The 26,244-nt window shown below is 75.6% G+C and carries 6 protein-coding genes and 1 pseudogene; all 7 read right to left on the bottom strand.

Annotation, left to right across the window (positions count from 1 at the left end; genetic code table 11):
• Nucleotides 1-119: 119 nt before the first annotated feature.
• Entirely contained in the window at nucleotides 120-875 is a 756-nt protein-coding gene (locus ACIQVT_RS19370; RefSeq protein WP_403754720.1) for a thioesterase II family protein, read from the bottom strand.
• Nucleotides 876-998: 123 nt separating this feature from the next.
• Nucleotides 999-1,643 carry a response regulator gene (locus ACIQVT_RS19365; RefSeq protein WP_403754717.1) on the bottom strand — a complete coding sequence of 215 codons (645 nt, stop codon included), beginning with the start codon at nucleotides 1,641-1,643 and terminating at the stop codon, nucleotides 999-1,001.
• Nucleotides 1,607-2,905 carry a sensor histidine kinase gene (locus tag ACIQVT_RS19360; RefSeq protein ID WP_403754714.1) on the bottom strand — a complete coding sequence of 433 codons (1,299 nt, stop codon included), beginning with the start codon at nucleotides 2,903-2,905 and terminating at the stop codon, nucleotides 1,607-1,609. The genes ACIQVT_RS19365 and ACIQVT_RS19360 overlap by 37 nt, the downstream gene beginning before the upstream one ends.
• 86 nt (nucleotides 2,906-2,991) lie before the next feature.
• Nucleotides 2,992-5,502 carry an FtsX-like permease family protein gene (locus ACIQVT_RS19355; protein ID WP_403754711.1) on the bottom strand — a complete coding sequence of 837 codons (2,511 nt, stop codon included), beginning with the start codon at nucleotides 5,500-5,502 and terminating at the stop codon, nucleotides 2,992-2,994.
• Nucleotides 5,502-6,305, bottom strand: coding sequence for an ABC transporter ATP-binding protein (locus tag ACIQVT_RS19350; protein WP_403754708.1), 804 nt, complete (start codon nucleotides 6,303-6,305; stop codon nucleotides 5,502-5,504). Before ACIQVT_RS19350 ends, ACIQVT_RS19355 begins: the two co-directional genes overlap by 1 nt.
• Before the next feature lie 639 nt (nucleotides 6,306-6,944).
• A complete protein-coding gene (locus ACIQVT_RS19345) occupies nucleotides 6,945-11,603 on the bottom strand; it encodes a type I polyketide synthase (RefSeq protein ID WP_403754919.1) in 4,659 nt (1,552 codons plus the stop codon).
• A gap of 53 nt (nucleotides 11,604-11,656) precedes the next feature.
• Nucleotides 11,657-26,221: pseudogene (locus ACIQVT_RS19340) on the bottom strand (SDR family NAD(P)-dependent oxidoreductase); the annotation flags it as partial.
• Nucleotides 26,222-26,244: the final 23 nt, after the last annotated feature.

Raw genomic sequence — 26,244 nt, 5'->3', positions numbered from 1 at the left:
GAGCGTTTGATACGCCCCCGCCGCCGTCATCACGTCCAGCGCGGTGAGCGGGGCGCCGCCCGGCGGTGCCGGTCCGACACGGACCTGGACGGCACCGCATGCCCCCCGGGGGCGGCGGTTCACGGCTGTGTCGCGTGCTCCGCCAGGAGGTCGAGCACCTGCCGCTGGTGGGACGTGAGGTAGAAGTGGCCGCCCCGGAAGACGTGGAACCCGAACGACGCGTCCGTGTGGCGTGACCAGGCGCGGGCCTCGTCCACGGTGACCTTGGGGTCGTCGTCGCCGACCAGGGCGACGACGGGGCACCGCAGCTTCGGCCCCGGCTCGTAGACGTACGTCTCCGCGGCGCGGTAGTCGGCGCGGATCGCGGGCAGGGCCATCCGGATCAGTTCGACGTCGTCGAGGATCGCCGAGTCCGTCCCGCTCAACTGCCGCATCTCCTCGACGAGTCCGTCGTCGTCGCGCAGGTGGACGGATTCGTCGCGCGGGCAGGACGGGGCGCGGCGGGCGGAGGCGAACAGCCCGTGCGGGACGACGCCGTGGTCGCGTTCCAGCCGGCGGGCCACCTCGAAGCCGAGGGTCGCCCCCATGCTGTGCCCGAAGAGGAGCAGCGGGCGGTCGGCCCACGGCAGCAGCACGGACGTGACGTGGTCGGCCAGTTCCGCGATGCTCTCGGCGCACGGCTCGGTGCGGCGGTCCTGGCGGCCCGGGTACTGCACGGCGAGCACGTCCACGGACGCCGGCATGCCCGCCGAGACCGGGTGGTAGAAGGTCGCGGAGCCGCCCGCGTGCGGCAGGCAGACGAGCCGGACCGCCGCGTCGGGGCGGGGGTGGTAGCGGCGTATCCAGAGGCGGTCGTGGTCCGTGAGCGTGGTCATGGGGCGGACGTTTCCCTTCCAGGCGGTGCGCCGCGCGGCGCGGGGCGCGGCCGGGGCCCCAGCAGTCTCACGCGCGCGGGCCACGGCAGGCCACCCCTACTCGCCCCAACCGGGGTGCGCGGTTCAGGCGTTGAGGTAGGCGAGCACCGCGAGCACCCGGCGGTTGCTGTCGCTCGACGGCGGCAGCGTCAGCTTGGTGAAGATGTTGGAGATGTGCTTCGCCGCCGCGCCCTCGGTGATGGTGAGCCGCTGGGCGATCGCCGTGTTGGAGCAGCCCTCGGCCATGAGTCCCAGCACCTCGCGTTCCCGCGCGGTGAGCGCGGCCAGCGGTTCGTCCCGGGAGTGACTGGTCATCAACTGGGCGACCACGACGGGGTCCATGGCCGTACCGCCGGCCGCGACCCGGCGTACGGCGTCGATGAACTGCTCGTCGTCCAGGACGCTGTCCTTCAGCAGGTAGCCGATGCCGCCGGTGCCGTCCGCCAGCAGTTCGCGGGCGTACATCTGCTCGACGTGCTGGGAGAGGACGAGGATCGGCAGGCCGGGCTGCTCCCGGCGGGCCCGCAGCGCGGCCTGGAGGCCCTCGGTGGTGAAGGTGGGCGGCAGCCGTACGTCGACGATGGCCACGTCGGGCCGGTGTTCGGCGAGCGCCGCGGCGAGGTCGGTGCCGTTGTCGACCGCCGCGGTCACCTCGCAGCCGTACGCCTCCAGCAGTTGGATGATCCCCTGCCTCAGGAGGAAGAGGTCTTCGGCGAGGACAACGCGCACGGCAGCTCCATCTCGATCACGGTCGGGCCGCCCGGAGGGCTGTTGATCTCCAGGAGCCCGTCAAAGGATGCCAGCCGCCGCCGGATGCCCGCGAGCCCGCTCCCGGCGGAGGCGTCGGCGCCGCCGCGGCCGTCGTCGGTGACGCGGGCGTGCAGGGTGTCGCCCTCGCACCAGGCGACGATCTCCACGCCCCGCGCGTCGGCGTGCTTGAGGGCGTTGGCGAGCAGCTCCGAGACGGCGAAGTAGACGGCGGACTCCACCGGGTCGGGCAGCCGGCCGGGGAGGTCCACCACCGCGGTGACGTCCAGCGGGCTGGCCAGGCCGAGCGCGCGCAGGGCGTCGGCCAGGCCGCGTTCGGCGAGGACCGGCGGATGGATGCCGTGGACCAGGCCGCGCAGTTCGCGCAGGGCCTGCACGGAGGAGGTGCGGGCCTGCCGCAGCAGCCGGCGGGCCTCCTCGGGGTCCTGGTTCATCGTGCGGTCCACGGCGCCGAGTTGGAGGCCGAGGCTGACCAGCCGGGCCTGTGCGCCGTCGTGCAGGTCGCGTTCGATGCGGCGCAGTTCGGCGGCCTGGATGTCGAGGGCCCCGGAGCGGGTCTCGGACAGGTGCTGCACCCGCGAGGCCAGTCGCGAGCCGCGGGTCGGACCGAGCAGGTACCGGACGAAGTAGGCGTACCACTTGAGCACCAGCGGGCCGAGGAGCAGCCAGCCGGTGAGCACGACGAGCGCCAGCGCTCCGGCGACGAGGGCGGCCGGCCAGCTGTCGACGGTGACGGAGGCGTACCAACGGCCCTGTCCGTCGGCCGCGAGGGGCCGCCACAGGCCGCAGGCCAGGAACAGGCCCTCCCCCGCGTAGTAGAGCAGCGCGGCCGGCACGAAACCGACGAGTCCGACGACGCAGTTGAGCAGGAGCCACAGCAGGTCCCGCCAGGTCGCGGGGTCGGCGAGGATCCACTTGCAGCGGCGCATCCAGCCGACGATGTCCTTCTCGATCTCCTCCGGTTCGGGCCGGTAGGGCCGTTCCACCGGGACGCCGTAGCGTGCGGCCGCCCGCCGGTTGAGGTCGCACAGCCGGCGCACGTACCGGGTCAGGTAGGGCAGCGCGAGGAAGCCGATGCCGATCAGGCACAGGACGATGAAGTAGGCGGTGGTGACGAAGAGGACGATCGACAGCAGGGCCCCGGTGGCGATGGCCACGCCGACCAGGGTGTCCAGGGTGGCGCGGCCGACTCGGCCGCGCCACGTGACCGGCACAGTCTTCATGTCCTCATGTTCCCATCCCCGGCCGCCGGTCGTGGCGGGACCGTGCCCGCCCGTGGGTGCCGGGGGCGGCCCGGCCAGGGGATGGGTCACGCGGCCTGCACCGCGTCCACGGCGGGGTTGCGCATCCCGCGCCAGGAGGGCAGCAGGGTGGCGCCGAAGACCAGCAGCGCGGACCCGCCGACGATGGCGAGGTAGATGCCGATGGACCCGGACGGCAGGTACGAGTCGCTCTTGACGAGGCTGTAGGGGACGATCGTCATCGCGGAGGCGAGGGTGCCGAGGACGGTGGCGACCACCCCGATGAGCACGCCCTCGACGGTCAGCATGCCGATCACCTGGCCGCGGGTGGCGCCGGTGAGCCGCTGGAGGCCGAACTCCGCGCGCCGTTTGCGGGTGACGGACACCAGGGTGTTGACGACGGTGATCGCGGCATACCCGACGATCATGGCGACGATGGTGTAGTTCGCGGACACCAGGATCTGCTGGATCTGGTTGTTCCGGCCGGCCAGGGAGGAGCTGTCGTCCAGTTCGGCGCCGGGCAGCCGGGCGGTCAGCGCGGCGAGGCGGTCGTGCACCTCGGTGCCGCCGCCGTGCGCGGCGCGGACCAGGATCTGGTGCGGCAGTCCGTCACCGGTGTGCGGGGCCAGGGCCGCGGCGGGCAGGGTCAGGTACTGCTGCTTGGGGTTGTCGGTGTAGAGAGCCACGACGGTGGGGTGTACGGCGGTGCCGTCGCCGAAGTGCATCGGCAGCCGGTCGCCGACCCGCACGCCGTATGCGCGGGCCTTCTTCTCGGACAGGGCCACCGTGTCGCCGTGCAGGCCGCCGAGCGAACCGGCGACGACGGGGAGGTCCAGGCTCTGGCGCACCCCGTCGGCGGAGACGCCGCGCAGGTCGACGTCGGCGGGGCCGTCCGGGCGGTCCACGAAGCCGCGGCTGGTGACGAACTCGGAGGCCGCGGCCACCCCGGGCGTGGCGCGGACCGTGTCGACGACGCCGGGCGCGAACCCGCCGGTCGAGGAGTCGATGACGTAGTCGGCGAGGATGTTGCGGTCGTAGGAGGTCCGGGAGACGTGGTCCTCGGTGGACTGCATGTACAGGGTGCCGGTGGCGATGCCGATGAGCAGGACGATCGGCGCGACGGCGCCCGCCATGCGGACGTTGGCGGTGGCGGCGTTGCGCAGCGCGAGGTTGCCGGAGAGCCCGGACAGCAGCCGGACGGGCAGCCGGAGCAGGGTCACCAGGGCCTTGGTCAGGCCGGGGGCGAGCAGGGTGAGGCCGATGCCGAACAGCACGGAGGCGGGTCCGGCGGTGCTGGCGAGGGTGGGGCCGTCCTCCATCACGGTGGCGGTGGCGACGGCCAGGCCGATGCCGTTGACGAGGAAGAACAGCGCGAGCACCAGCCGGGGCACGCTGAACCAGCGGGTGGCGGCGGCGGCTTCGGCCAGCGCGGCGACCGGTTCGGTGCGGGCGGCCCGGCGTCCGGCGAAGCGGGTGGCGCCGGCCGCGGCGAGGACGGTGACGGCCGCTCCGACCGCCATCGGCATCCAGCCGGCGTGGTAGACGATCTCCGACGACACCACGCCGCTGCCGGTCAGCACCGCGAACAGCAGCCGCCCGATGGCGTATCCGGGCAGCAGGGCGAGGAGCACGGACCCCACCGACAGCATGGCCGTCTCGGTGAGGATCATCCGGCGCAGCTGCTTCGGGGTGGACCCCACGGCTCGCAGCAGGGCCATCTCGCGGGCCCGCTGCTGGAGGGAGAGGCCGAGGGTGGAGGCGACGCCGAACATCACGATCAGGACGACCGACGAGCCGAAGACCGCCGAGAGGATGACGACGGTGCGCCGGCTGGAGAGGGTGCCGGGCAGCTCGGCCAGCCCCCGGCGTTCGCCGGTGAGCACCTCGGCGCGGTCACCGACGGTGGTGCGGACCGCGTCGGCGACGGCGGCGACGCTCGTGCCCGGCGCGGGCACGACACCGATGGAGTCGATCCGGCCGCCCCCGAGGGCGCGTGCCTCGTCCTCGGTGAAGAACACGGCCGCGTCGGGGTTGTGGTCGCCGTGCTGCTCGGCGATGCCGCTGACCCGGAAGTGCCGGGTGGTGCCCCGGACGACGATGTCGACCGAGGACCCCGGGCGGGCGCCGGCCCGCCGGGCGAGTCCGGCGTCGAGCACGGCCTCGCCGCCGGCGACGGGGGTTTTACCGGCGGCGAGGGTATAGGGGGTGAGCCGGGCGCCGGCCCAGCCGTGGCCGTACGAGGCGGACTCGCCGGTCACCGGCCTGCCGTCCTTGAGGACGGTGGCCGGGAAGGACACGTCGGGAACGGCCGCGCGCACACCGCGGGCCTTGGCCACCTCGCCGACCAGGCCGGCGTCGATGCGGTGCCGCTCGGTCAGCGCGCTGGAGTCGTAGCTCTGTTCACCGGTGACGACGACCGGGGCGCCGCCCAGGCGCTGCGGGTCGGCCGCCATGCGGACGCCCGTCTCCATCAGGCCGCCGCAGCCGATGACGATGGCGGCGCCGAGGAACATGGCGAGGAAGGTCGCGACGAAGCTGGTCCGGCGGAACTTCAGGGTGCGCAGTGCCAGGCGCCACATCAGTATCGTCCTCCCGAGTGCTGCGGCGCGCTCTGCTGCCGGCCGTCGTCCTCCCAGGCGCCGAGCCTGGTCATACGGGCGGCGACCGCGTCGGCCGTCGGCCGGTGCAGTTCGCCGGCGAAGGCGCCGTCGGCGAGGAAGACCACGCGGTCGGCGTGGGAGGCGGCGACCGGGTCGTGGGTGACCATGACCAGCGTCTGGCCCGCGGTGTCCACGGATTCGCGCAGCAGGCCGAGCACGGAGGCGGCGGTGCGGGTGTCGAGGGCGCCGGTCGGCTCGTCGGCGAAGACCACGGCGGGGCGGGTCACCAGGGCGCGGGCGATGGCGACGCGCTGCTGCTGGCCGCCGGAGAGCTCGGACGGCAGGTGGCCGAGCCGGTCGGACAGGCCGACGCGCTGGACGACGGTGCGGATCAGGCTCTTGTCGGGGCGCTGTCCGGCCAGCTGTGACGGCAGGGTGATGTTCTGCATGACGGTCAGCGCCGGCAGCAGGTTGAACGACTGGAAGATGAAGCCGACCCGGTCGCGGCGCAGCTTGGTGAGCCGGGTGTCGTCCAGGCCGGCCAGGTCGGTGCCGCCGACGGTGACCGTGCCGGAGGTGGGCCGGACCAGTCCGGCGGCGCAGTGCAGGAAGGTGCTCTTGCCGGATCCGGACGGGCCCATCACCGCGGTGAAGGTGCCGTCGGCGAAGCTCACGCTGAGCGCGCGGAGCGCGGCCACCTGGCTGTCTCCCCGCCCGTAGGTCTTGGAGACGGCGTCCAGCCGTACCGCCTCCGTCCGACGGAGGTCCTGTGAAGTGTGCACTCGGGGCTCCCCTACGAGATGACGCGCTCTCACGCGGTGTCTGCGGACCACATTAGGAACACCGCGGCCGCGGCACATTGGCATTGACCGGTCGGTTCGAGGTAGAGGTTTCTCTACCTCTCCGGGCCAGGTTTCGACAGTTTCCCGGTGATATTTGTGCGGTGATGTCACCACCTTGTCCGCACATTCGACTCCCTTGGAAAGGGCCGATTGCCACCCGTGTCCCGGGGCCTTGCTGAGGGTACCGTCGAAGCCGACCGAGGAATCCCCGAAAGATGGGAAGTCATATGGCCAGGAGGCCTGAGCACGAGCTGACCGCCGATGTCCGGCCCGACGGTTATCTGGAGTTGTTCTCGCAGCGCACCGGGAAGCGGCATCGGTGCGGCCCACGTGGCACGACGATGTGGCTGGCGCTCCGGCGCAGCGACTGGCGACCGGAATTGGCCGCCGACGAAGTCGCGTTGCGATTAGGTGTGGAACCGGACAGTATCCGATGCGATATCAGGGCCTGGTTGGCGCATTTCCGTGAGGTCGGCGAGTAAGCGAAATAAGCGGCGCGGGCGGCTTTTCAGCCGCCCGCGCCGGAGCATGTCCGACACCGGTTCCCCTTTCGGGGGGTTCCGGCTCGGGGAGCGGCGCTCAGACGGTCCGGGCGGCCGGTGACGCGGCCGGCCAGGAGTCGACCGCCTCGGCGGTGGCCGCCGCGAAGTCCTCCAGCAGCGTGAAGTGCGTGCCGGGCACCTCCACCGCGTGGTGTTCCTGCGGCCAGACCGCCCGCCAGTCGTCGGTGCCGGTGGCGAAGGACTCGGTGGGCCGCACGAACAGCACGGGCGCGGACAGGGCGCCGGGCAGGCAGTGCTGGATCAGGTCGCTGTAGCGGCTCATCGCGGCGAGGCGGGCGGTCCCGAAGCCGCCGAGGGACGACTCGCGCTCCAGCATGCCGTCGAACATCTGCCGCCACAGCCCGTCCTTGCCGTCGTCCCCGGGCAGGTAGGTGTCCAGCAGCACCACCCCCGAGGCCGGCTGTCCGGCCTTCTCCATGAGTTCGGCCGCCGCGTGGGCGAACTGTCCGCCGGAGGAGTAGCCGACGAGTACGTACGGCCGCTCGTCCGGGCAGGCCCGGCGGATGCCCTCGACGACCACCTCCAGCACCGCGTCCACGGAGAGCGGCAGTGCCTCTCCGGGGACGAAGCCGGGCATGGCGGGCACCAGGACCTCCCGGCGGCCCTGGAAGTGCCGGGCGAAGCGGGCGTACTGGTGGGCGCCGCCGAGCGCCATGGGTGACGGCAGGCAGACCAGCCGCGGGGAGGCGTCGCCGGCGGCCAGCCGCACCGGGTCGGTGATGCCGCCGGTCTCGGCCAGGCCGGAGAAGCCGGGGAGGATGCCGGCGGCGGCCCGCAGCAGCTCGATGGCCTGGGCCATCCGCCCGTCCGCCGCCGCGCGCCGCACCAGCCCGCCGACCGATTCCAGGTCGTCGGCGCCGGCCGGGCGCGTGCCGCCGCCGGCCAGGTGTCCGCGCAGGACGGCCGCGAGGGCGGCCGGGGTGCGGTGGTCGAAGACGGCACCGGCCGGCAGGGTGGTGCCCAGGGCGGTACCGAGGGCGGCGCGGAGTTCGGCGGCGGAGACGGAGTCCATGCCGATCTCCAGGAAGACGGCGTCGGGTTCGACGGCCTCCGCACCCGTGTGGCCGAGGATCGCGGCGGTCTGGGCCCGCACCACGTCGGTCAGCAGCGCCTCCTGCTCGGCCGGTGGGGCATCGGCCAGCCGCTGCCGCAGCGGCCCGGCGTCGGCGTGTCCGGTCGCGGCGGGCGGCACGGGTTCGGTCAGGGCGCCGGTGGTGAGGGCCACGTCCGCGTCGAGCCAGTACCGGGCGTGCCGGAAGGCGTAGGTGGGCAGTTCGACGCGGGCCGTACCGGGGAAGAGCGCGGCCCAGTCGGGGGCGAGGCCGTCGGTGTACAGCCGGGCGAGGCCCGCCATGAGGGTCGCGGGTTCGGCGCCGTGGCGTCGGCCGAGAGCGACCAGGAGCGCGTCTTCGGTGTCCGGGCACGCGCGGGCGAGGCCGGTGAGGACGGCGTCGGGGCCGAGTTCCACGAAGCGGCTGGCGCCCGCGGCGGTGAGGGCGGCGACGGCGTCGGCGAACCGGACCGTCTCCCGCACGTGCCGCACCCAGTAGCCCGGGTCGCGCAGTTCGTCCCCGGCGGGGCGGCCGGTGAGGGTGGACACCAGCGGGACGCGCGGCGCGTGGAAGGTCAGCTTCTCGGCCACGGCCCGGTACGCGTCGAGCATGGGGTCCATCAGGGGCGAGTGGAAGGCGTGCGAGACGGTGAGCCGCCTGGTCTTCGCGAAGCCCTCCGCGGCGGCGAGCACCGCCGCCTCCTCGCCGGACAGGACCACCGAGGACGGCCCGTTGACCGCGGCGAGCCCCACCCGGTCGTCCAGCAGCGGCCGTACCTCGTCCTCGGTGGCCTGTACGGCGACCATCGCGCCGCCCTCCGGCAGCGCCTGCATCAGCCGGCCGCGGGCGGCGACCAGGGTGCAGGCGTCGTCCAGGTCGAGGACGCCCGCGACATGGGCGGCGGCGATCTCCCCGACGGAATGACCGGCCAGGAGGTCGGGCCGGAGACCGAAGGACTCCAGCAGGCGGAACAGGGCGACCTGATACGCGAACAGCGCCGACTGCGCGTACCGGGTGCGGTGGAGCGCGTCGGGGTCGTCGCCGGCCAGCACCCGGGCCAGGTCCAGGCCCAGCCGGGCGTCGATCGCGTCGAAGGCGGCGGCGAACACCGGGAACGCGGCGCGCAGTTCGAGGCCCATGCCGAGGCGCTGGGCGCCCTGCCCGCTGAACAGGAAGGCGGTCCGGGTGCCGACCCGGGCCCGGCCGGCGGTGGCCGCGGGCGCGGGCGTCCCGGTGGCGAGGGCGCGCAGACCGGCCAGCAGCTCCGCCCGGTCGGTGCCGGTGACGGCGGCACGGTGGTCGAAGGCGGTGCGCCGGGTGCCGAGCGCCCGGGCGACGGCCGCCGGGTGCAGCTCGGGACGGTCCGCCAGGAACGCGTGCAGCCGTTCGGCCTGTGCGGGGAGGGCCGGGGCGGAGCGGGCGGAGAGGGGCCAGACGACGGCGGGGGCGTCCGTTTCGGTGTCCGCCGGGTCCGCCGCGGGCGCCTGTTCGAGGATGACGTGGGCGTTGGTGCCGCTGATGCCGAAGGAGGAGACACCCGCCCGGCGCGGACGGTCCAGTACCGGCCACTCCCGCTCCTCGGTCAGCAGCCGCACCCGCCCCGCGTCCCAGTCCACCTCGGTCGAGGGGCGGTCCACGTGCAGCGTCCTCGGCAGCGTCCCGTGCCGCATCGCCATCACCATCTTGATGACACCCGCCACACCCGCCGCCGCCTGCGTGTGCCCGATGTTCGACTTCACCGAACCCAACCACAACGGCCGCTCCACCGGCCGGTCCTGACCATAGGTCGCCAGCAGCGCCTGCGCCTCGATCGGATCTCCCAGCGTCGTCCCCGTCCCGTGCGCCTCCACCACGTCCACGTCCGCCGCCGACAACCGGGCCGACGCCAACGCCTGCCGGATCACCCGCTGCTGCGACGGACCGTTCGGCGCCGTCAGACCGTTCGACGCACCGTCCTGGTTCACCGCGGAACCCCGCACCACCGCCAGCACCTCGTGACCGTTGCGCCGCGCGTCCGACAACCGCTCCAGGACCAGGACGCCCAGTCCCTCGGAGAACCCGGTGCCGTCCGCGTCGTCGGCGAAGGAGCGGCACCGCCCGTCCGGGGAGAGCGCGCCCTGCCGGCTGAACTCGACGTAGGTGCCCGGTGAGGCCATCACCGTCACTCCCCCGGCCAGCGCGAGGGTGCACTCGCCCTGCCGCAGCGCCTGCGCGGCCAGGTGCAGCGTGACGAGCGACGAGGAGCAGGCGGTGTCGACGGAGAGGGTGGGGCCCTCCAGGCCGAGGGTGTAGGCGACCCGGCCGGAGACGACGCTGCCGGAGCCGAAGCTGCCGAAGTAGTCGTGGTACATGACGCCCGCGTACACCCCGGTGCGGCTGCCGCGCAGCGTGGCGGGGTCGATGCCGGCGTTCTCCAGGGCCTCCCAGGAGCCTTCGAGCAGCAGCCGCTGCTGCGGGTCCATGACGAGGGCCTCGTTCGGGGCGATGCCGAAGAAGCCGGCGTCGAAGTCGCCCGCGTCGTGCAGGAAGCCGCCCCGCCCGGTGTAGGAGCGGCCCGGCACGCCCGGCGTCGGGTCGTACAGGTCGGGGTCCCAGCCGCGGTCGGCGGGGAAGGCGGTGATGCCCTCCCCGGCGTCCGCGACCAGGTGCCACAGGTCCTGCGGTGAGCGGACCCCGCCCGGGTAGCGGCAGGCCATGCCGACGACCGCGACCGGTTCCCGGGCCGCCGCGGTCAGTGCGCGGTTGCGTTCCCGCAGCCGCTCGATCTCCTTCAGCGAGGCGCGCAGCGCCTCGAGCATCCTGGTGTCCGGGTTCTCGGACTCGGCCATGGTCCTCTTCCTTGTCGCGGGCGTCGTCACAGGGCGTCGTCGTCCCCGACGAGATCGTCGAGCGCCATGCTGATCAGGCTCTCGGCGTCCATCGCGTCGATCGACGCGCTGTCGGCCGCGCCGTCCGGCGCCGGCTGCGGCACCGGCCGCAGTCCGGCGAGTTCGAGCAGGCCGTCCAGCAGGCCGGCCTCGCGGAGCCGCGCCACCGGGATGGCGGTGAGCGCGGCCCGCACGGTGTCCTCCTCCTCGCGCGGACCGTCCCCGGTGCGCGGGGCCAGTTCGGTGGCGAGGTGGTCGGCGAGCACGGCCGGTGTGGGGTGGTCGAAGACGAGCGTGGCGGTCAGCCTCAGGCCGGTGACCTCGTTGAGCCGGTTGCGGAACTCGACGGCGGTCAGCGAGTCGAAGCCGAGGTCCTTGAACGGCAGTTCGTCCTCGAACTCCTCGATGCCGAGGACCGCGCGGGCCTCGTCGCGGACCAGCCGCAGCAGCCGTCCGGGGCGGTCCCCGGGGGCGAGCGCGGCCAGTTCCCGGCGCAGTGCGGACGTGGCGGCCGGCGCCCCGGGTGCGGTCCGGCGCGGCGCCCGCACCAGGGAGCGCAGCAGCGGGGCGACGCGGGAGGGGTCCCGCGGGGCGAGGTCCAGGCGGGCCGGCAGCAGTACCGGTTCCGCGCGGCCCGCCGCCGTGTCGAACAGGGCGAGCCCGGCCTCGGCGTCGAGGGCGAGCACGCCGCCGGAGGCGACGCGTCGGGCGTCGGTGTCGCCGAGCCGGTCGGCCATGCCGCCGCTGCCCGCCCAGGCACCCCAGGCGAGCGAGACCGCGGGCAGGCCGAGCGAGCGGCGGTGGGCGGCGAGCGCGTCGAGGTAGGCGTTGCCGGCGGCGTAGCCGGACTGACCGGGGCTGCCGAGCAGACCGGCCGCGGAGGAGAACAGCACGAACGCCGTCAGGGGCCGCTCGCGGGTCAGTTCGTGCAGGTGCCAGGCGGCGTCCAGTTTGGGCCGCAGGACGGTGTCCAGCCGCTCGGGGGTGAGCGAGGTCAGGACGGCGTCGGCGACGACGCCCGCGGTGTGCACGACGGCGGTGACCGGGTGTTCGTCCAGGACCCGGGCGAGGGCGGCGCGGTCGGCGGCGTCGCAGGCGACGAGGGTCACCCGCGCGCCGAGCGCGGTCAGTTCGTCGCGCAGCCCGGCCGCTCCGGGCGCCTCGGGCCCGCCACGGCTGAGCAGCACCAGCCGCTCGGCGCCGTGCGCGGTGACCAGGTGCCGGGCGACCAGCCGGCCCAGGGCGCCGGTGCCGCCGGTGACGAGGACGCCGCCGGAGAGGCCGGCCGGGGCGGGTTCGGTCAGGCGCGGGGCGCGTACCAGGCGGGGCACGCGCACCGTGCCGTCGCGCAGCGCCAGCTGGGGCTCGCCGGAGGCGACGGCGGAGGGCAGCAGGCGGCGGGAGGCGTCCGTACCGTCCAGGTCGGCGAGGACCAGTCGGTCGGGGTGCTCGGACTGGGCGGAGCGGATCAGGCCCCAGGCGGCGCCGGCGCCGGGGTCGGTGACGTCCCCGGGGCCGGTCGCCCCGTGGGTCGCCACCACCAGGACGGAGTCGGCGAACCGGGTGTCGGCCAGCCACTCCTGCACCAGGGTGAGCAGGTCCCGGACGCCGTCCCGGGCGGTGTCCGCGCCGGGGCCGCCGGTGTGGGTGACGACCAGGGTGTCGGGGGCCCGGACGGCGGCCTCCGTCAGGTCGGCGGCGACGGCGACCTCGGCGACCTCACCGGCCAGGGCCGCGGCCAGCTCCGCGCGGCCGGGGCCGAGCACGGTCCACCGCCCGGCCTGCGGGGCCGCGGGTACGGCGACCGGTACCCAGTCCACGGCGAACAGGTCGTCGTGTCCGCCCGCGGCGGCCGCCGCGATCCGCTGCGGATCGACCTCCCGCAGCGACAGGGACGCGACCCGCGCCACCGGCCGGCCGGTGGCGTCGGCGGCGTCGATGCGCACCGCGCCGGCGCCGGCCGGGGCGATCCGTACCCGCAGGGCGGTCGCACCGCTCGTGGCCAGCTCCACGCCGCTCCAGGCGAACGGCAGCGACATGTGCTGCCCGGCCCCCGCGCGCAGCCCGATGATGTGCAGGGCGGCGTCGAACAGCGCCGGGTGCAGACCGAACCCGGTGGTGTCGGCGGGGACGGCGACCTCGGCGTACGCCTCGTCGCCGTGCCGCCAGGCCGCGCGCAGGCCCTGGAAACGGGGTCCGTACTCGGCGCCCAGCTCAGCGAGCCGCTCGTAGACGCCGTCCAGGTCGACCGGTTCGGCGCCGGGCGGCGGCCAGGCGGTGAGGTCGTGGGCGGGCCGCTCCCCGGCGGGCCGCAGCACTCCGGTGGCATGGGTGGTCCACGGCTCGCCGTCGGCCCGGGCGGCGTACACGCGGAAGGCGCGCCCCGCGGTGGCGTCGGGTTCGCCGACCGTGCACTGGAGGCGGACGGCGCCGTCCTCGGGCAGCACCAGGGGTTCGGTGACGGTCAGGTCGTCCACCGTGCCGCAGCCGACGCGGGCCCCGGCGGCGAGGGCCATCTCCACGAAGGCGGTGCCCGGCAGCAGCGCCGCCCCGCCCACCCGGTGGTCGGCCAGCCACGGGTGCTCGGCGAGGGAGAGGTGCCCGGTGTACAGGGTGCCGTCGGCGCCGGCGAGTTCGACGGCGGTGCCGAGCAGGGGGTGGCCATCGGCCGGGCGGGGCAGGCCGAGGTCGCCGGTCATCCAGTGGCGGGTGCGCTGGAAGGCGTAGGTCGGCAGGTCGAAGCCGTCGCGGTGGGGCAGCAGGGCCGTCCAGTCGACGGCGGCGCCGTGCGCGTGCAGCGCGGCGAGCCCGGTGAGCAGCGCCTCGGTCTCCTCGCGGTCCTTGCGCAGCAGCGGTACGACGGCCGTCCCGTCGGGCAGGCACTCGCCGGCCGCGGCGGTCAGCGCGCCGCCCGGGCCGACCTCGGCGAAGTGCCGTGCGCCCGCGTCGTGCAGGGCGGTGACGGCGTCGGCGAAGCGGACGGCCTCGCGGGCGTGCCGCACCCAGTACTCGGGGGTGGACAGCTCGTCGGGGGCGGCCGGGGCACCGGTGAGGGCGGACACCAGCGGGATGCGTGCCGTCCCGTACGACACGGTGGCGGCGACCTCGCGGAACTCCTCCAGCATCGGCTCCATCAGGGCCGAGTGGAAGGCGTGGCTGACGGCCAGCTCCTTGGTGCGCTCGAAGCGGGCGGCCAGCGCGCGGGCCGGTCCGGCGGGACCGGAGACGACGACGGACGACGGCCCGTTGACGGCGGCGATGTCCACGCCGTCGCCGAGGAGCGGCCGCACCTCGTCCTCGGTGGCGCCCACGGCGATCATCGCCCCGCCCCCGGGCAGGGCCTGCATCAGGCGGCCCCGCGCGGCGACGAGCGCGCAGGCGTCCGCCAGCCCGAGGACGCCCGCGGCGTGGGCGGCGGCGAACTCGCCGACCGAGTGACCGGCGAGCAGGTCGGGCCGAACCCCGAGGGACTCCAGCAGCCGGTACAGGGCCACCTCGACGGCGAACAGCGCCGGCTGGGTGTAGGCGGTGCGCTCCAGCAGTTCGGCGGAGTCGAGGATCTCGGCGAGCGGCCGGTCGAGGAGCGGGTCGAGGTGGGCGCGGACCTCCTCGAAGGCGGCGGCGAAGGCGGGGAAGGCCGCCGCGAGGCGGGTGCCCATCCCGGGCAGCTGCGAGCCCTGGCCGGAGAAGAGGAAGGCGAGCCGGCCGTCCGTGGCGGTGCCGAGGACACCGGTCCGGGGGGTGCGTCCCTCGGCCACGGCCCGGACGCCGGCGGTCAGTTCGTCCCGGGTGCGGCCGAGTACGGCGGCGCGGTGGCCGAGCCGGGTGCGGGCGTGGGCGAGCGCGCCGGCGAGCCGGTGCGGGTCGATGTCCGGGGCGGCGGACAGGTGCGCCAGCAGCCGGGCGGCCTGGGCGCGCAGGGCGTCGGGGGTGTGGCCGGAGAGCAGCCACGGCACGGTGCCGGCCGGCGGGGCGGCGGGTTCGGCGGCCGGCTCCTCGGCGGGCGCGGCCTCGATGATGACGTGGGCGTTGGTGCCGGAGATCCCGAAGGAGGAGACGCCCGCCCGGCGCGGGTGGCCTGGGTCCGGCCAGGGGCGGTTCTCGGTGAGCAGCCGGACGCCCGCGCCGTCCCACTCGACGTGCCGGGAGGGCCGGTCGACGCCGAGGCTGGCCGGCAGCGTCTCGTTGCGCATCGCCTGGATCATCTTGATCACACCGGCGACACCGGCGGCGGCCTGGGTGTGGCCCAGGTTGGACTTGACCGAGCCGAGCCACAGCGGGTGGTCCTCGGTGTGCTCGGCGCCGTAGGTGGCGATCAGCGCCTGGGCCTCGATGGGGTCGCCGAGGGTGGTGCCGGTGCCGTGCGCCTCGACCACGTCGACCTCGGCGGCCGTGACCCCGGCCGCCTCCAGGGCGCGCCGGATGACGCGCTGCTGGGCGGGCCCGTTGGGGGCGCTGATGCCGTTGGAGGCGCCGTCCTGGTTGACGGCGGTGCCGCGCAGCACGGCGAGGATCCTGCGGCCGTTGCGGCGTGCGTCGGAGAGCCGCTCCAGCAGCAGCACCCCGGCACCCTCGCCGAAGCCGGTGCCGTCGGCGGCGTCCGCGAAGGGCTTGCAGCGGCCGTCCCGGGACAGTCCCCGGTGCCGGCTGAACTCCACGAAGGTGCCCGGGGTGGCCATGACGGTCACTCCCCCGGCCAGCGCCAGCGAGCAGTCGCCCTGCCGCAGCGCCTGCGCGGCCAGGTGCAGGGCCACCAGCGACGAGGAGCAGGCGGTGTCGACGGAGAGGGTGGGGCCCTCCAGCCCCAGGGTGTAGGCGACGCGGCCCGAGACCACGCTGCCGGAGCCGAAGCTGCCGAAGTAGTCGTGGTACATGACGCCCGCGAACACGCCGGTGTCGGAGCCTTGCAGGGTGGCGGGGTCGATGGAGGCGCGCTCCAACGCCTCCCAGGAGGTCTCCAGCAGCAGCCGCTGCTGGGGGTCGGTGACCTGCGCCTCCTCGTCGTCCATGGCGAAGAACGCCGGGTCGAAGTCGGCGGCGTCGTACAGGAAGGCGCCGTGCCGGGTGTAGCTCGTGCCGGGCCGGTCCAGGGTGGGGTCGTAGAGGTTCTCGACGTCCCAGCCGCGGTCGGCGGGGAACTCGCCGACGGCGTCGCGGCCCTCGGCCACCAGCCGCCACAGGTCCTCCGGCGAGGCGACGCCGCCGGGGAACCGGCAGGCCATGCCGACGACGGCGATCGGCTCGTCGTCGGCCGAAGCCCGGGGGGCGGGGCGGGCCGGGGCCGCGGCGAGGGCGCCGGTGAGTTCGCCGAGCAGGTGGCGGGCGAGTTCCGCCGGTGTGGGGTGGTCGAACACCAGGGTGGCGGGCAGCTTCAGGCCGGTCGCCGCGGTGAGCCTGTTGCGCAGTTCCACGGCCGCCAGGGAGTCGAAGCCGAGTTCCCGGAAGGCCAGGGTGCGGCCGACGTCCTGGGCGGAGCGGTAGCCGAGGATGGCCGCGACATGGCTCTGCACGAGTTCGGTCAGGAGCGGCTCGTGCTCGGCCGGCAGCAGCCCGGCGAGCCGGTCCCGCAGGGCGTCGGCACCCCCGGCCGCGCCCGCCGCGCCGCTCGCGCCGGCCCGGCGTACGGGCACCAGCGCGCGGAACAGCGGGGCCGCGCCGTCGCCCTGGGCGCGCAGGGCGGCCAGGTCCAGTTTCACCGGCAGCACGGCGGGGTCGGCGCCGCGCAGGGCGGCGTCGAAGAGGGCGACGCCCTCCTCGGTCTCCAGCGGGGCGACGCCACCGCGGGCGATGCGGGTGAGGTCCGTCTCGCCGAGGGCACCGGTCATGCCGCCGGCCTGCGCCCACAGGCCCCAGGCCAGGGAGTGCGCGGGCAGCCCGAGGGCCCGGCGGTGCACGGCGAGCGCGTCGAGGTAGGCGTTGGCGGCGGCGTAGTTGGCCTGGCCGGGCGAGCCGAGCGTGGCGGCGGAGGAGGAGAACAGCACGAACGCCGACAGGTCCAGGTCCGCGGTCAGTTCGTGCAGGTTCCAGGCGGCGTCGACCTTCGGCCGGAACACCGTGTCGATCCGCTCCGGGGTGAGGGAGGGGAGCACGCCGTCGGCGAGGACGCCGGCCGCGTGGAGCACGGCGGTCAGCGGCCGGTCGGTCGGTACGGCGTCCAGTACGGCGGCGAGCGCCTCGCGGTCGGCGGCGTCGCAGGCGGCGCTCGTCACCTCGGCGCCCAGCGCGGTGAGTTCGGCGACGAGGTCGTCGGGGGCACCGCCGCGGCTGAGCAGGAGCAGATGCCGGACGCCGCGCTCGGCGACCAGGTGCCGGGCCAGGATCCGGCCGAGGGCGCCGGTGGCGCCGGTGAGCAGGACGGTCCCGTCACCCGGGCCGGTGGCGTCGTCCGGGCCGTCCGGGGTGGAGCGGGCCAGCCGGGGAACCAGCCAGGTGCCGGACCGCAGCGCCAGGTGCGGCTCACCGACGGCCGGCGCCTCCGCCAACTGCTCGCGGGTGGGCCGCTCGTCGGCCTCGACCAGCACGACGCGGCCCGGGTTCTCCGACTGGGCCGAGCGGACCAGGCCGCCGGCGGCGGCGCCCGCCGGGTCGGTGCCGGTGACCACCACCAGGGTGCGGTCCTCGTCCGCGAGCCCGGCGCGCAGCCCGGCCAGGACGGAGTCGACGGCCGCGCGGGTCTCGGCGGCGCTCACCCCGGCCGGGGCGAGGACCACCTCCGGTGCGACAGCGCTCGCGGTCGCCGCGGGGGCCGGGGCCGGGACCCAGTCGACCCGGTACAGGGCGCCCGCGCGGGCGGACCGCGCCGCCGCGGCGAGCGCCTCGCTACGCAGGGGGCGCAGGGTGAGCGAGTCGACGGTGGCGACGGGCGCGCCCGTGGGATCGGCGAGGGTGAGGGAGACGGTGCCCTCGCCGGTGGGCCGGACCCGGACGCGGAGCGCGGTGGCACCGGTGGCGTACAGCCGTACCCCGGACCAGGCGAACGGCAGCAGGGCCTCGTCGCCCGCGGCGTCGGTGAGGCCGATGGTGTGCAGGGCGGCGTCCGACAGCGCCGGGTGCAGCCCGAACCCGTCGGCTACGGCGTCGGTGGCGACCTCCGCGTACAGTCCGTCCCCGGTGCGCCAGGCGGCGCGCAGCCCCTGGAACAGCGGCCCGTAGCCGAGGCCGAGGGCGGCGAGTTCGTCGTACAGGCCGTCGAGCGGTACCGGTTCGGCGTCCGTCGGGGGCCAGACGGTGAGCGGGTCGGCGGTGGCCGGCAGGGTGCCGGTCGGGGCGAGCAGGCCGTCGGCGTGCCGGGTCCACGGCAGCTCCTCGTCGGGGCTCTCCGGGCGGGACCAGACGGTGACCGGCCGGGTCTCCCCGTCCGGTGCTCCGACGACGACCTGGAGCTGGACGGCGCCGTGCTCGGGCAGCACCAGCGGCGCGTGCAGGGTGAGTTCGGTGACGTCGCCGCAGCCGACCTGGTCGCCGGCGCGCAGCGCGAGCTCCAGGTGGCCGGTGCCGGGGAAGAGCAGCCGGCCGCCCACCCGGTGGTCCTCCAGCCAGGGCTGGGTGCCCGCGGAGAGCCGGCCGGTGAGCACGGCGCCCTCGCTGTCGGCGCGTACCATCGCGGCGCCGAGCAGGGCGTGGTCGGTCGGGGCGAGGCCGGCGGAGGTGACGTCGGCGCCGCCCGCGGTGCTGTCCAGCCAGTACCGCTCGTGCTGGAAGGCGTAGCCGGGCAGCGGCACGCGGCGGGACCGGTGGCCCTCCTGCACGGCGGTCCAGTCGACGTCGGCGCCGTGGGTGAACGCCTCGCCGAGCGCCGCCAGCAGCCGGTCCCGGCCGCCCTGGTCGCGGCGCAGGGAGCCGACGGCGGCCACGGCGTCGTCGGTCTCCTGGATGCCGACGGTCAGGACCGGGTGCGGGCTGGACTCGATGAACAGCTGATGGCCGTCGGCGACGACGGCGCGTACCGCCTGCTCGAACAGCACGGTCTCGCGCAGGTTGGTGTACCAGTACTCGGCGCCCAGCTCGGTGGTGTCGAGCGGGCCGCCGGTGACCGTGGAGTAGAACGGCACCCGGGTGGCGCGCGGCTCGATGCCGGCGAGGACCTCGGCGAGGCGGCCGCGCAGGGTCTCGACGTGGGCGCTGTGGGAGGCGTAGTCCACGGGCAGGCGCTTGGCGCGGACCTTCTCCGCCCGCAGCCGCTCGAGGAGTTCGTCGAGGGCGCCGGAGTCACCGGACACCACCGTGGAGGCGGCGCCGTTGACGGCGGCGACCGACAGCCGGCCTTCCCAGGCGGCGAGCCGGGCGCGGACGGCGTCGGCGCCCTCGGCGACGGACATCATGCCGCCGGAGCCGGACAGCAGCTCGGCGATGGCCCGGGAGCGCAGGGCGACGACGCGGGCGCCGTCCTCCAGGGACAGCGCGCCGACCGCGCAGGCGGCGGCGATCTCGCCCTGGGAGTGACCGATGACGGCGGCCGGGGTGACGCCGTACGCGCTCCAGGTATGCGCCAGGGACACCATCACGGCCCACAGCAGCGGCTGTACGACGTCGACGCGGTCCAGGTCACCGCGCAGCTCGGTGCGCAGATCCCAGTCGGTGTACAGCGCGAGGGCGGCCGCGCACTCGGCCATGCGGGCGGCGAACACCGGTGATTCGTCGAGGAGTTCGGCGGCCATGCCGGACCACTGGGAGCCCTGGCCGGGGAAGACGAAGACGGGCCGGGCGCGGCCGGGAGCGGTGCCCTCGACCAGGTTGCGGGCGGTGGTGCCGTCGGCCAGGGCGGCCAGGGCGCCGCGCAGTTCGGCCGGGTCGGTGCCGGTGAGGGAGGCCCGGTGCGCGAAGCGGGCGCGGGTGGTGGCGAGCGACCAGCCGACGTCGGACGGGTCGAGGCCGGGGTGGGTGTCGAGGTGCCCGAGGAGCGCGGCGGCCTGGCCGGCGAGCGCGGCGGGCGTCTTCGCGGTGAGCAGCCACGGCAGGGCGGGGCTCCGGGGTGCGGGGTGTTCCGGTGCCGGGGCGGGCGGGGCCTGTTCGAGGATGACGTGGGCGTTGGTGCCGCTGATGCCGAAGGAGGAGACACCCGCCCGGCGCGGACGGTCCAGTACCGGCCACTCCCGCTCCTCGGTCAGCAGCCGCACCCGCCCCGCGTCCCAGTCCACCTCGGTCGAGGGCCGGTCCACGTGCAGCGTCCTCGGCAGCGTCCCGTGCCGCATCGCCATCACCATCTTGATGACACCCGCCACACCCGCCGCCGCCTGCGTGTGCCCGATGTTCGACTTCACCGAACCCAACCACAACGGCCGCTCCACCGGCCGGTCCTGACCATAGGTCGCCAGCAGCGCCTGCGCCTCGATCGGGTCACCCAGCGTCGTCCCCGTCCCGTGCGCCTCCACCACGTCCACGTCGGCGGTGGTGAGGCGGGCGTTGTCCAGCGCCTCGCGGATGACCCGTTCCTGGGAGGGGCCGTTGGGGGCGGTGAGGCCGTTGGAGGCGCCGTCCTGGTTGACGGCGGTGCCGCGCACGACGGCCAACACCTCGTGGCCGTTGCGGCGGGCGTCGGAGAGCCGTTCCACGACCAGGACGCCGACGCCCTCTCCCCACACCGTGCCGCCCGCCGCGTCGGCGAAGGCACGGGTGCGGGCGTCCGGGGCGAGCGCGCCCTGCCGGCTGAACTCGATGAACGTCTCCGGGGTGGCCATGACGGCGACACCGCCGACCAGGGCCAGGCCGGACTCGCCCTGCCGCAGCGACTGGGCGGCCAGGTGCAGCGCCACCAGCGACGACGAGCACGCCGTGTCGACGGAGAGCGAGGGGCCCTCCAGGCCGAGGGTGTAGGCGACGCGGCCGGAGATGATGCTGCCGGAGCCGAAGCTGCCGAAGTAGTCGTGGTACTGCACACCGGTGAACACGCCGGTGCGGCTGCCCTTGAGGGAGTGCGGGTCGATGCCGGCGCTCTCCAGCGCCTCCCAGGACGCCTCCAGCAGCAGCCGCTGCTGGGGGTCCATGACGAGGGCCTCCTTGGGGCTGATCCCGAAGAAGCCGGCGTCGAACGCGCCCGCGTCGTGCAGGAAGCCGCCCTCGCCGACGTAGGAGGTGTCGGGCCGCTGCCGGGTGGGGTCGACGATGCGGTCCACGTCCCAGCCGCGGTCGGCGGGGAACGCGCTGATGGCGTCGGTGCCGTCGGCGACCAGCCGCCACAGGTCGTCCGGGGTGCGGACGTCGCCCGGGTAGCGGCAGGCAAGGCCGACGATCGCCAGCGGCTCGTCCGCGCGGGCGGCCCGGGTGGCGCGCCGGCCGGCGGGGGCCGCGACCCGGGCACCGGCGACCAGGGTGGCGAGGTGGGCGGCGAGCGCCTCGGGTGACGGGTGGTCGAAGACCAGGGTGGCGCTCAGCCGCCGGTCCAGCTCGGCGGAGAGGGAGTTGCGCAGCTCGATGGCGGCGAGCGAGTCGAAGCCGAGGTCCTTGAAGGCCCGGTCGGTCTCCACGCCGGCCGGGTCCGCGTGCCCGAGGACGACGGCGACATGGGCGCGGACCGTGTGCAGCAGCGCCTCGGCGCGCTCCTCCTCGCCCAGCGCGGCCAAGCGCTCGGCGAAGCCGGCGCCGGCGCCCTCGGTGGCGGCCTCCCGGCGCACCGGGCGGCCGGCCAGCGCGCGCAGGACGGGGGCGAGGCCGGTGCCCTGCGCGCGCAGCGCGGGCAGGTCGAGCCGCACCGGCACCACGGTGGGACGGCCGGCGCGCAGCGAGCGGTCGAACAGGGCGGTGCCCTCCTCGGCCGACAGGGCGGTCATGCCGCCGCGGGTCATCCGGGCGCGGTCGTTCTCGTCGAGCGAGCTCGTCATGCCGCCCGTCGGCGCCCACGGGCCCCAGGCCAGCGACAGGGCGGAGGCGCCCTGGGCGTGGCGGTGCGCGGCGAGGGCGTCCAGGAGGGCGTTGGCGGCGGCGTAGTTGCCCTGGCCGGGGGCGCCGACGGTGCCGGCGACGGAGGAGAACAGCACGAACGCCGCGAGGCCGTCGGTCAGTTCGTTCAGGTGGAGGGCGCCGAGGGCCTTCGGCGCGAGGACCGTGTCGATCCGTTCGGGGGTGAGCGAGGAGACCACGCCGTCGTCCAGGACGCCCGCGGCGTGCACGACCGCGGTGAGCGGCCGGTCGGCGGGGATGCCGGCCAGGACGGCGGCGAGGCTCTCCCGGTCGGCGACGTCGCAGGCGTGGGCGGTGGCGGTCGCGCCGAGACCGGCGAGTTCGGCGATCAGGTCGTCGGCGGCGCCGGAGCGGCTGAGGAGTTCGAGGTGACGGACGCCGTACGCGGTGACCAGGTGGCGGGCGAGGACCCGGCCGAGGCCGCCGGTGGCGCCGGTCAGCAGGACGGTCCCCTCGGGATCCAGCGTCACCTCCGGCAGGTCGGCGGCGGTCTCGGCGCGCACCAGCCGGGCGGCGTGGGCGGTGCCCGCGCGCACCGCGACCTGGGGCTCGCCGAGGGCCAGGACGCCGGGCAGTACGGCTCCCACGTCGGTGCCCGGTTCGAGGTCGAGCAGCGTGAAGCGGTCCGGGTTCTCCGACTGCGCGGACCGCATCAGGCCCCAGACGGCGGCGCCGGCGAGGTCGAGCACGTCGCCGCCGGCGACGCTCACCGCGCCGCGGGTGACGACGGCCAGCGGGCGGGGGTCGTCGTCCTGGAGAGCGGCGAGCGCGGTGCGCAGTGCCTCGCGTACGGCGTCGGGGGTGGTGCCGGGGGTGCTGTGCAGCACCCGGTGGTCGGGGTCGGGGGCGTCCGCCTCCAGGGGCAGCGGCTGCCAGTCGAGGGTGAACAGGGCGTCGGCGAGGGGGTCGCGGGCGGCGCGCAGGTGGGTGAGGGGGCGGGAGGCGAGGGAGGTGACCGTGGCGACGGGGGCGCCGTCGGCGTCGGCCAGGTCGATGGCGAAGGCGTGGTCGCCGGTGGGCACCAGCCGGGCCCGCAGCACGGAGGCGCCGACGGCGTGCAGGGTGACGCCCGTGAACAGGAACGGCAGCCGGGCGGTGTCGTCGGCGGAGCCGTCGCCGAGCAGGGCGAGGGAGTGCAGGGCGGCGTCGAACGCGGCCGGGTGCAGGCCGAAGCGGGGCGCGTCGGCGGCGGGCCGCTCCGGCAGTCGTACCTCGGCGAACAGTTCCGCACCGCGCCGCCAGGCGGCGGTCAGGGCCTGGAACACGGGCCCGTAGGCGAGGCCGGCGGCGGCGTGCCGCTCGTACAGGCCGCCGGTGTCCAGAGGTTCGGCGTCCTCGGGGGGCCAGACGTCCAGGCGGGCGCCGGGCGTGCCGGAGGCGGCGGTGAGGAGGCCGGAGGCGTGCGGGGTCCACGGCTCGTCCGCGGGCGCGTTCTCGGCGCGGGCGTACACGTGCACCGTGCGGGCGCCGGACGCGTCGGGTGCCGCGACGGCGACCTGGACGCGCACGCCGTCGTCCGCGGGCAGCACCAGCGGCGCTTCGAGGGCGAGTTCCGCCAGGTGTGCGCAGCCGACCTGGTCACCTGCGCGGACGGCGAGCTCGACCATGGCGGTGCCGGGGACGACGACCCGGCCGCCGACGACGTGGTCGGCGAGCCAGGGGTGGGTGCGCACCGACAGCCGGCCGGTGAGGACGGCTCCGTCGGTGTCGGCGAGGACGGTGGCCGCGCCGAGCAGCGGGTGGTCGGCGGAGTCGAGGCCGGCGGAGCCGACGTCGCCCACGGTGGCGGCCGTCTCGGGCCAGAACCGTGTCCGCTGGAAGGCGGTGGTGGGCAGGTCGACGGTGCGGGCGCCGGTGAACAGCGCGGTCCAGTCCACGGCGGCCCCGGCCGTGTACAGCTGGGCGAGCGCGGTGAGCAGGGTCTCGGTCTCGTCGCGTTCGCGGCGGGCGGCGGCGGCCAGCACGGCGTCGGTGTCCGTGTCGTCTGCGGTCAGGCACTCGCGGGCCATGGCGGTCAGCACCGCGTCCGGGCCGAGTTCGAGGTAGCGGGTGACGCCCTCGGCGGCGAGGGCGCGTATCCCGTCGTGGAAGCGGACCGCCTCGCGCACGTGCCGCACCCAGTGGTCGGGGGTGGCGATCTCCTGGCCGGCGACGGCGCCGGTGAGGTGGGAGACCACCGGGACGGTGGCCCGGTGGAAGGTCAGCGACCGGACGACCGACCGGAACTCGTCCAGCATCGGTTCCATCAGCGGTGAGTGGAAGGCGTGGGAGACCGTCAGCCGCCGGCTCTTGGCGAACCGGGCGGCCACCGCCTCGGTCTCGGCGGCGTCACCGGAGATCACCACGGAGGCGGGGCCGTTGACGGCGGCGATGCCGACGCGGTCGGTGAGCAGCGGGCGGACCTCGTCCTCGGTGGCGCGTACGGCGATCATGGCGCCGCCCTCGGGCAGCGCCTGCATGAGCCGGCCGCGCGCGGTCACCAGCGTGGTCGCGTCCGCCAGGTCAAGGACGCCGGCCACGTGGGCGGCGGCGATCTCGCCGACGGAGTGCCCGGCGAGGTAGTCCGGCGTGACGCCCCAGGACTCCACCAGCCGGTACAGCGCGACCTCGAAGGCGAACAGCGCGGTCTGGGTGCGGGCGGTGCGGTCGAGCGGCCCGGGGTCGTCGCCGAGGACGACGTCGCGCAGCCCGGGGTCGCCGGTCAGCTGGCAGATCTCGTCGAAGACGCGGGCGAAGACCGGGAAGCGCGCGTGCAGTTCCCGGCCCATGCCCGGGCGCTGCGAGCCCTGACCGGTGAACAGGAAGGCGGTCTGCCCCTTGCGGACCCGGCCCGAGGCGGCGCCCCGGCCCCCCTCGGCGAGGCCGGCCAGGGCCGTGCGCAGCGCGTCGCGGTCGGTGCCGAGGACCACGGCCCGGTAGGGGTGGGCGGTGCGGGTGGCGGCCAGGGAGTGCGCCACGTCCACCGGGTCCAGCTCACCGACGGCGGCGGCCACCCGGGCGGCCTGCTCGCGCAGGGCGCGCTCGGTCCGGCCGGAGACCACCCAGGGCACCAGCGGGGGCGCCGTACGCGGCTCCGCCTCGGCCGGTTCGACGGCGGGGGGCTCCTCCAGGATGGTGTGCGCGTTGGTGCCGCTGGCGCCGAAGGAGGAGACGGCGGCCCGGCGCGGACGGCCGGGGTCGGTCCAGGGCCGGTTCTCGGTCAGCAGCCGGACCTCGCCCCGGCCCCAGTCGACCTTGGCGGACGGCTCCTCGGCGTGCAGGGTGCGCGGCAGCACGCGGTGCCGCATCGCCATGACCGCCTTGATGATGCCGGCGACGCCGGCCGCGGCCTGGGTGTGCCCGATGTTGGACTTCACCGAACCGAGCCACAGCGGGGCGTCCGCGGGCCGGTCCTGGCCGTAGGTGGCGAGCAGCGCCTGGGCCTCGATCGGGTCACCGAGGGTGGTGCCGGTGCCGTGCGCCTCCAGCAGGTCCACGTCGGCGGGGCCGAGGTCGGCGGAGGCCAGCGCGGCGCGGATGACGCGCTGCTGGGACGGCCCGTTGGGGGCGGTCAGGCCGTTGGAGGCGCCGTCCTGGTTGACGGCGGAGCCGCGGACGACGGCCAGCACCTCGTGGCCGTTGCGGCGGGCGTCCGAGAGCCGTTCCAGCACCAGCATGCCGGCGCCCTCGCTCCAGCCGGTGCCGTCCGCGGTGTCCGCGAAGGACTTGCAGCGGCCGTCCGCGGCGAGGCCGCGCTGCCGGCTGAAGGCGATGAAGTTGCCCGGTGTGGACATCACGGTCGCGCCGCCCGCCAGCGCGAGGCCGCACTCCTTGTTGCGCAGCGCCTGCACGGCCAGGTGCACCGCGACGAGCGCCGAGGAGCAGGCGGTGTCGATGGTGACGGCCGGGCCCTCCAGCCCGAGGGTGTAGGAGATGCGGCCGGAGATCACGGCGGCCAGCACGCCGGTGCCGAGCGCGGCCTCGCTGTCGTCGGGCGTGCGGGCCAGCACGTCCTTGTAGTCCTGGCCGTTGGTGCCGGCGAACACCCCGATCCGGGTGCCGTGCGCCGAGTCGGGGGCGATCCGGGCGCGTTCCAGTGCCTCCCACGACACCTCCAGCAGGAGCCGCTGCTGGGGGTCCATGGCGACCGCCTCGCGGGGGCTGATGCCGAAGAAGTCCGGCTCGAACGCGGCCGCGTCGGTGAGGAAGCCGCCGCGGGTGACGTAGGTCCTGCCGGGGGCGTCCGGGTCGGGGTCGTAGAGCGCGTCGACGTCCCAGCCCCGGTCGTCGGGGAAGTCACCGATGGCGTCGGTGCCGTCGTGGACGAGCCGCCAGAACTCCTCCGGGGAGGTCACGCCGCCGGGGAAGCGGCAGCTCATGCCGACGACGGCGATGGGTTCCCGGTCCTGGTTCTCCGCCTCGCGCAGCCGCTGGCGGGTCTGGGCCAGGTCGGCGGAGACCCGCTTGAGGTAGGAGAGCAGCTTTTCGTCGTTGGTCATGGGGTGTCGCCACTCCTGTGCGA

Source organism: Streptomyces sp. NPDC100445 (assembly GCF_044759735.1).
Taxonomy (GTDB): domain Bacteria; phylum Actinomycetota; class Actinomycetes; order Streptomycetales; family Streptomycetaceae; genus Streptomyces.
This window is presented reverse-complemented; position numbering and strand designations above follow the sequence as displayed.

Coding starts and splice junctions, on each gene's coding strand:
- ACIQVT_RS19370 (WP_403754720.1), bottom strand. CDS start 875: ATGACCACGCTCACGGACCACGACCGCCTCTGGATACGCCGCTACCAC.
- ACIQVT_RS19360 (WP_403754714.1), bottom strand. CDS start 2,905: ATGAAGACTGTGCCGGTCACGTGGCGCGGCCGAGTCGGCCGCGCCACC.
- ACIQVT_RS19355 (WP_403754711.1), bottom strand. CDS start 5,502: ATGTGGCGCCTGGCACTGCGCACCCTGAAGTTCCGCCGGACCAGCTTC.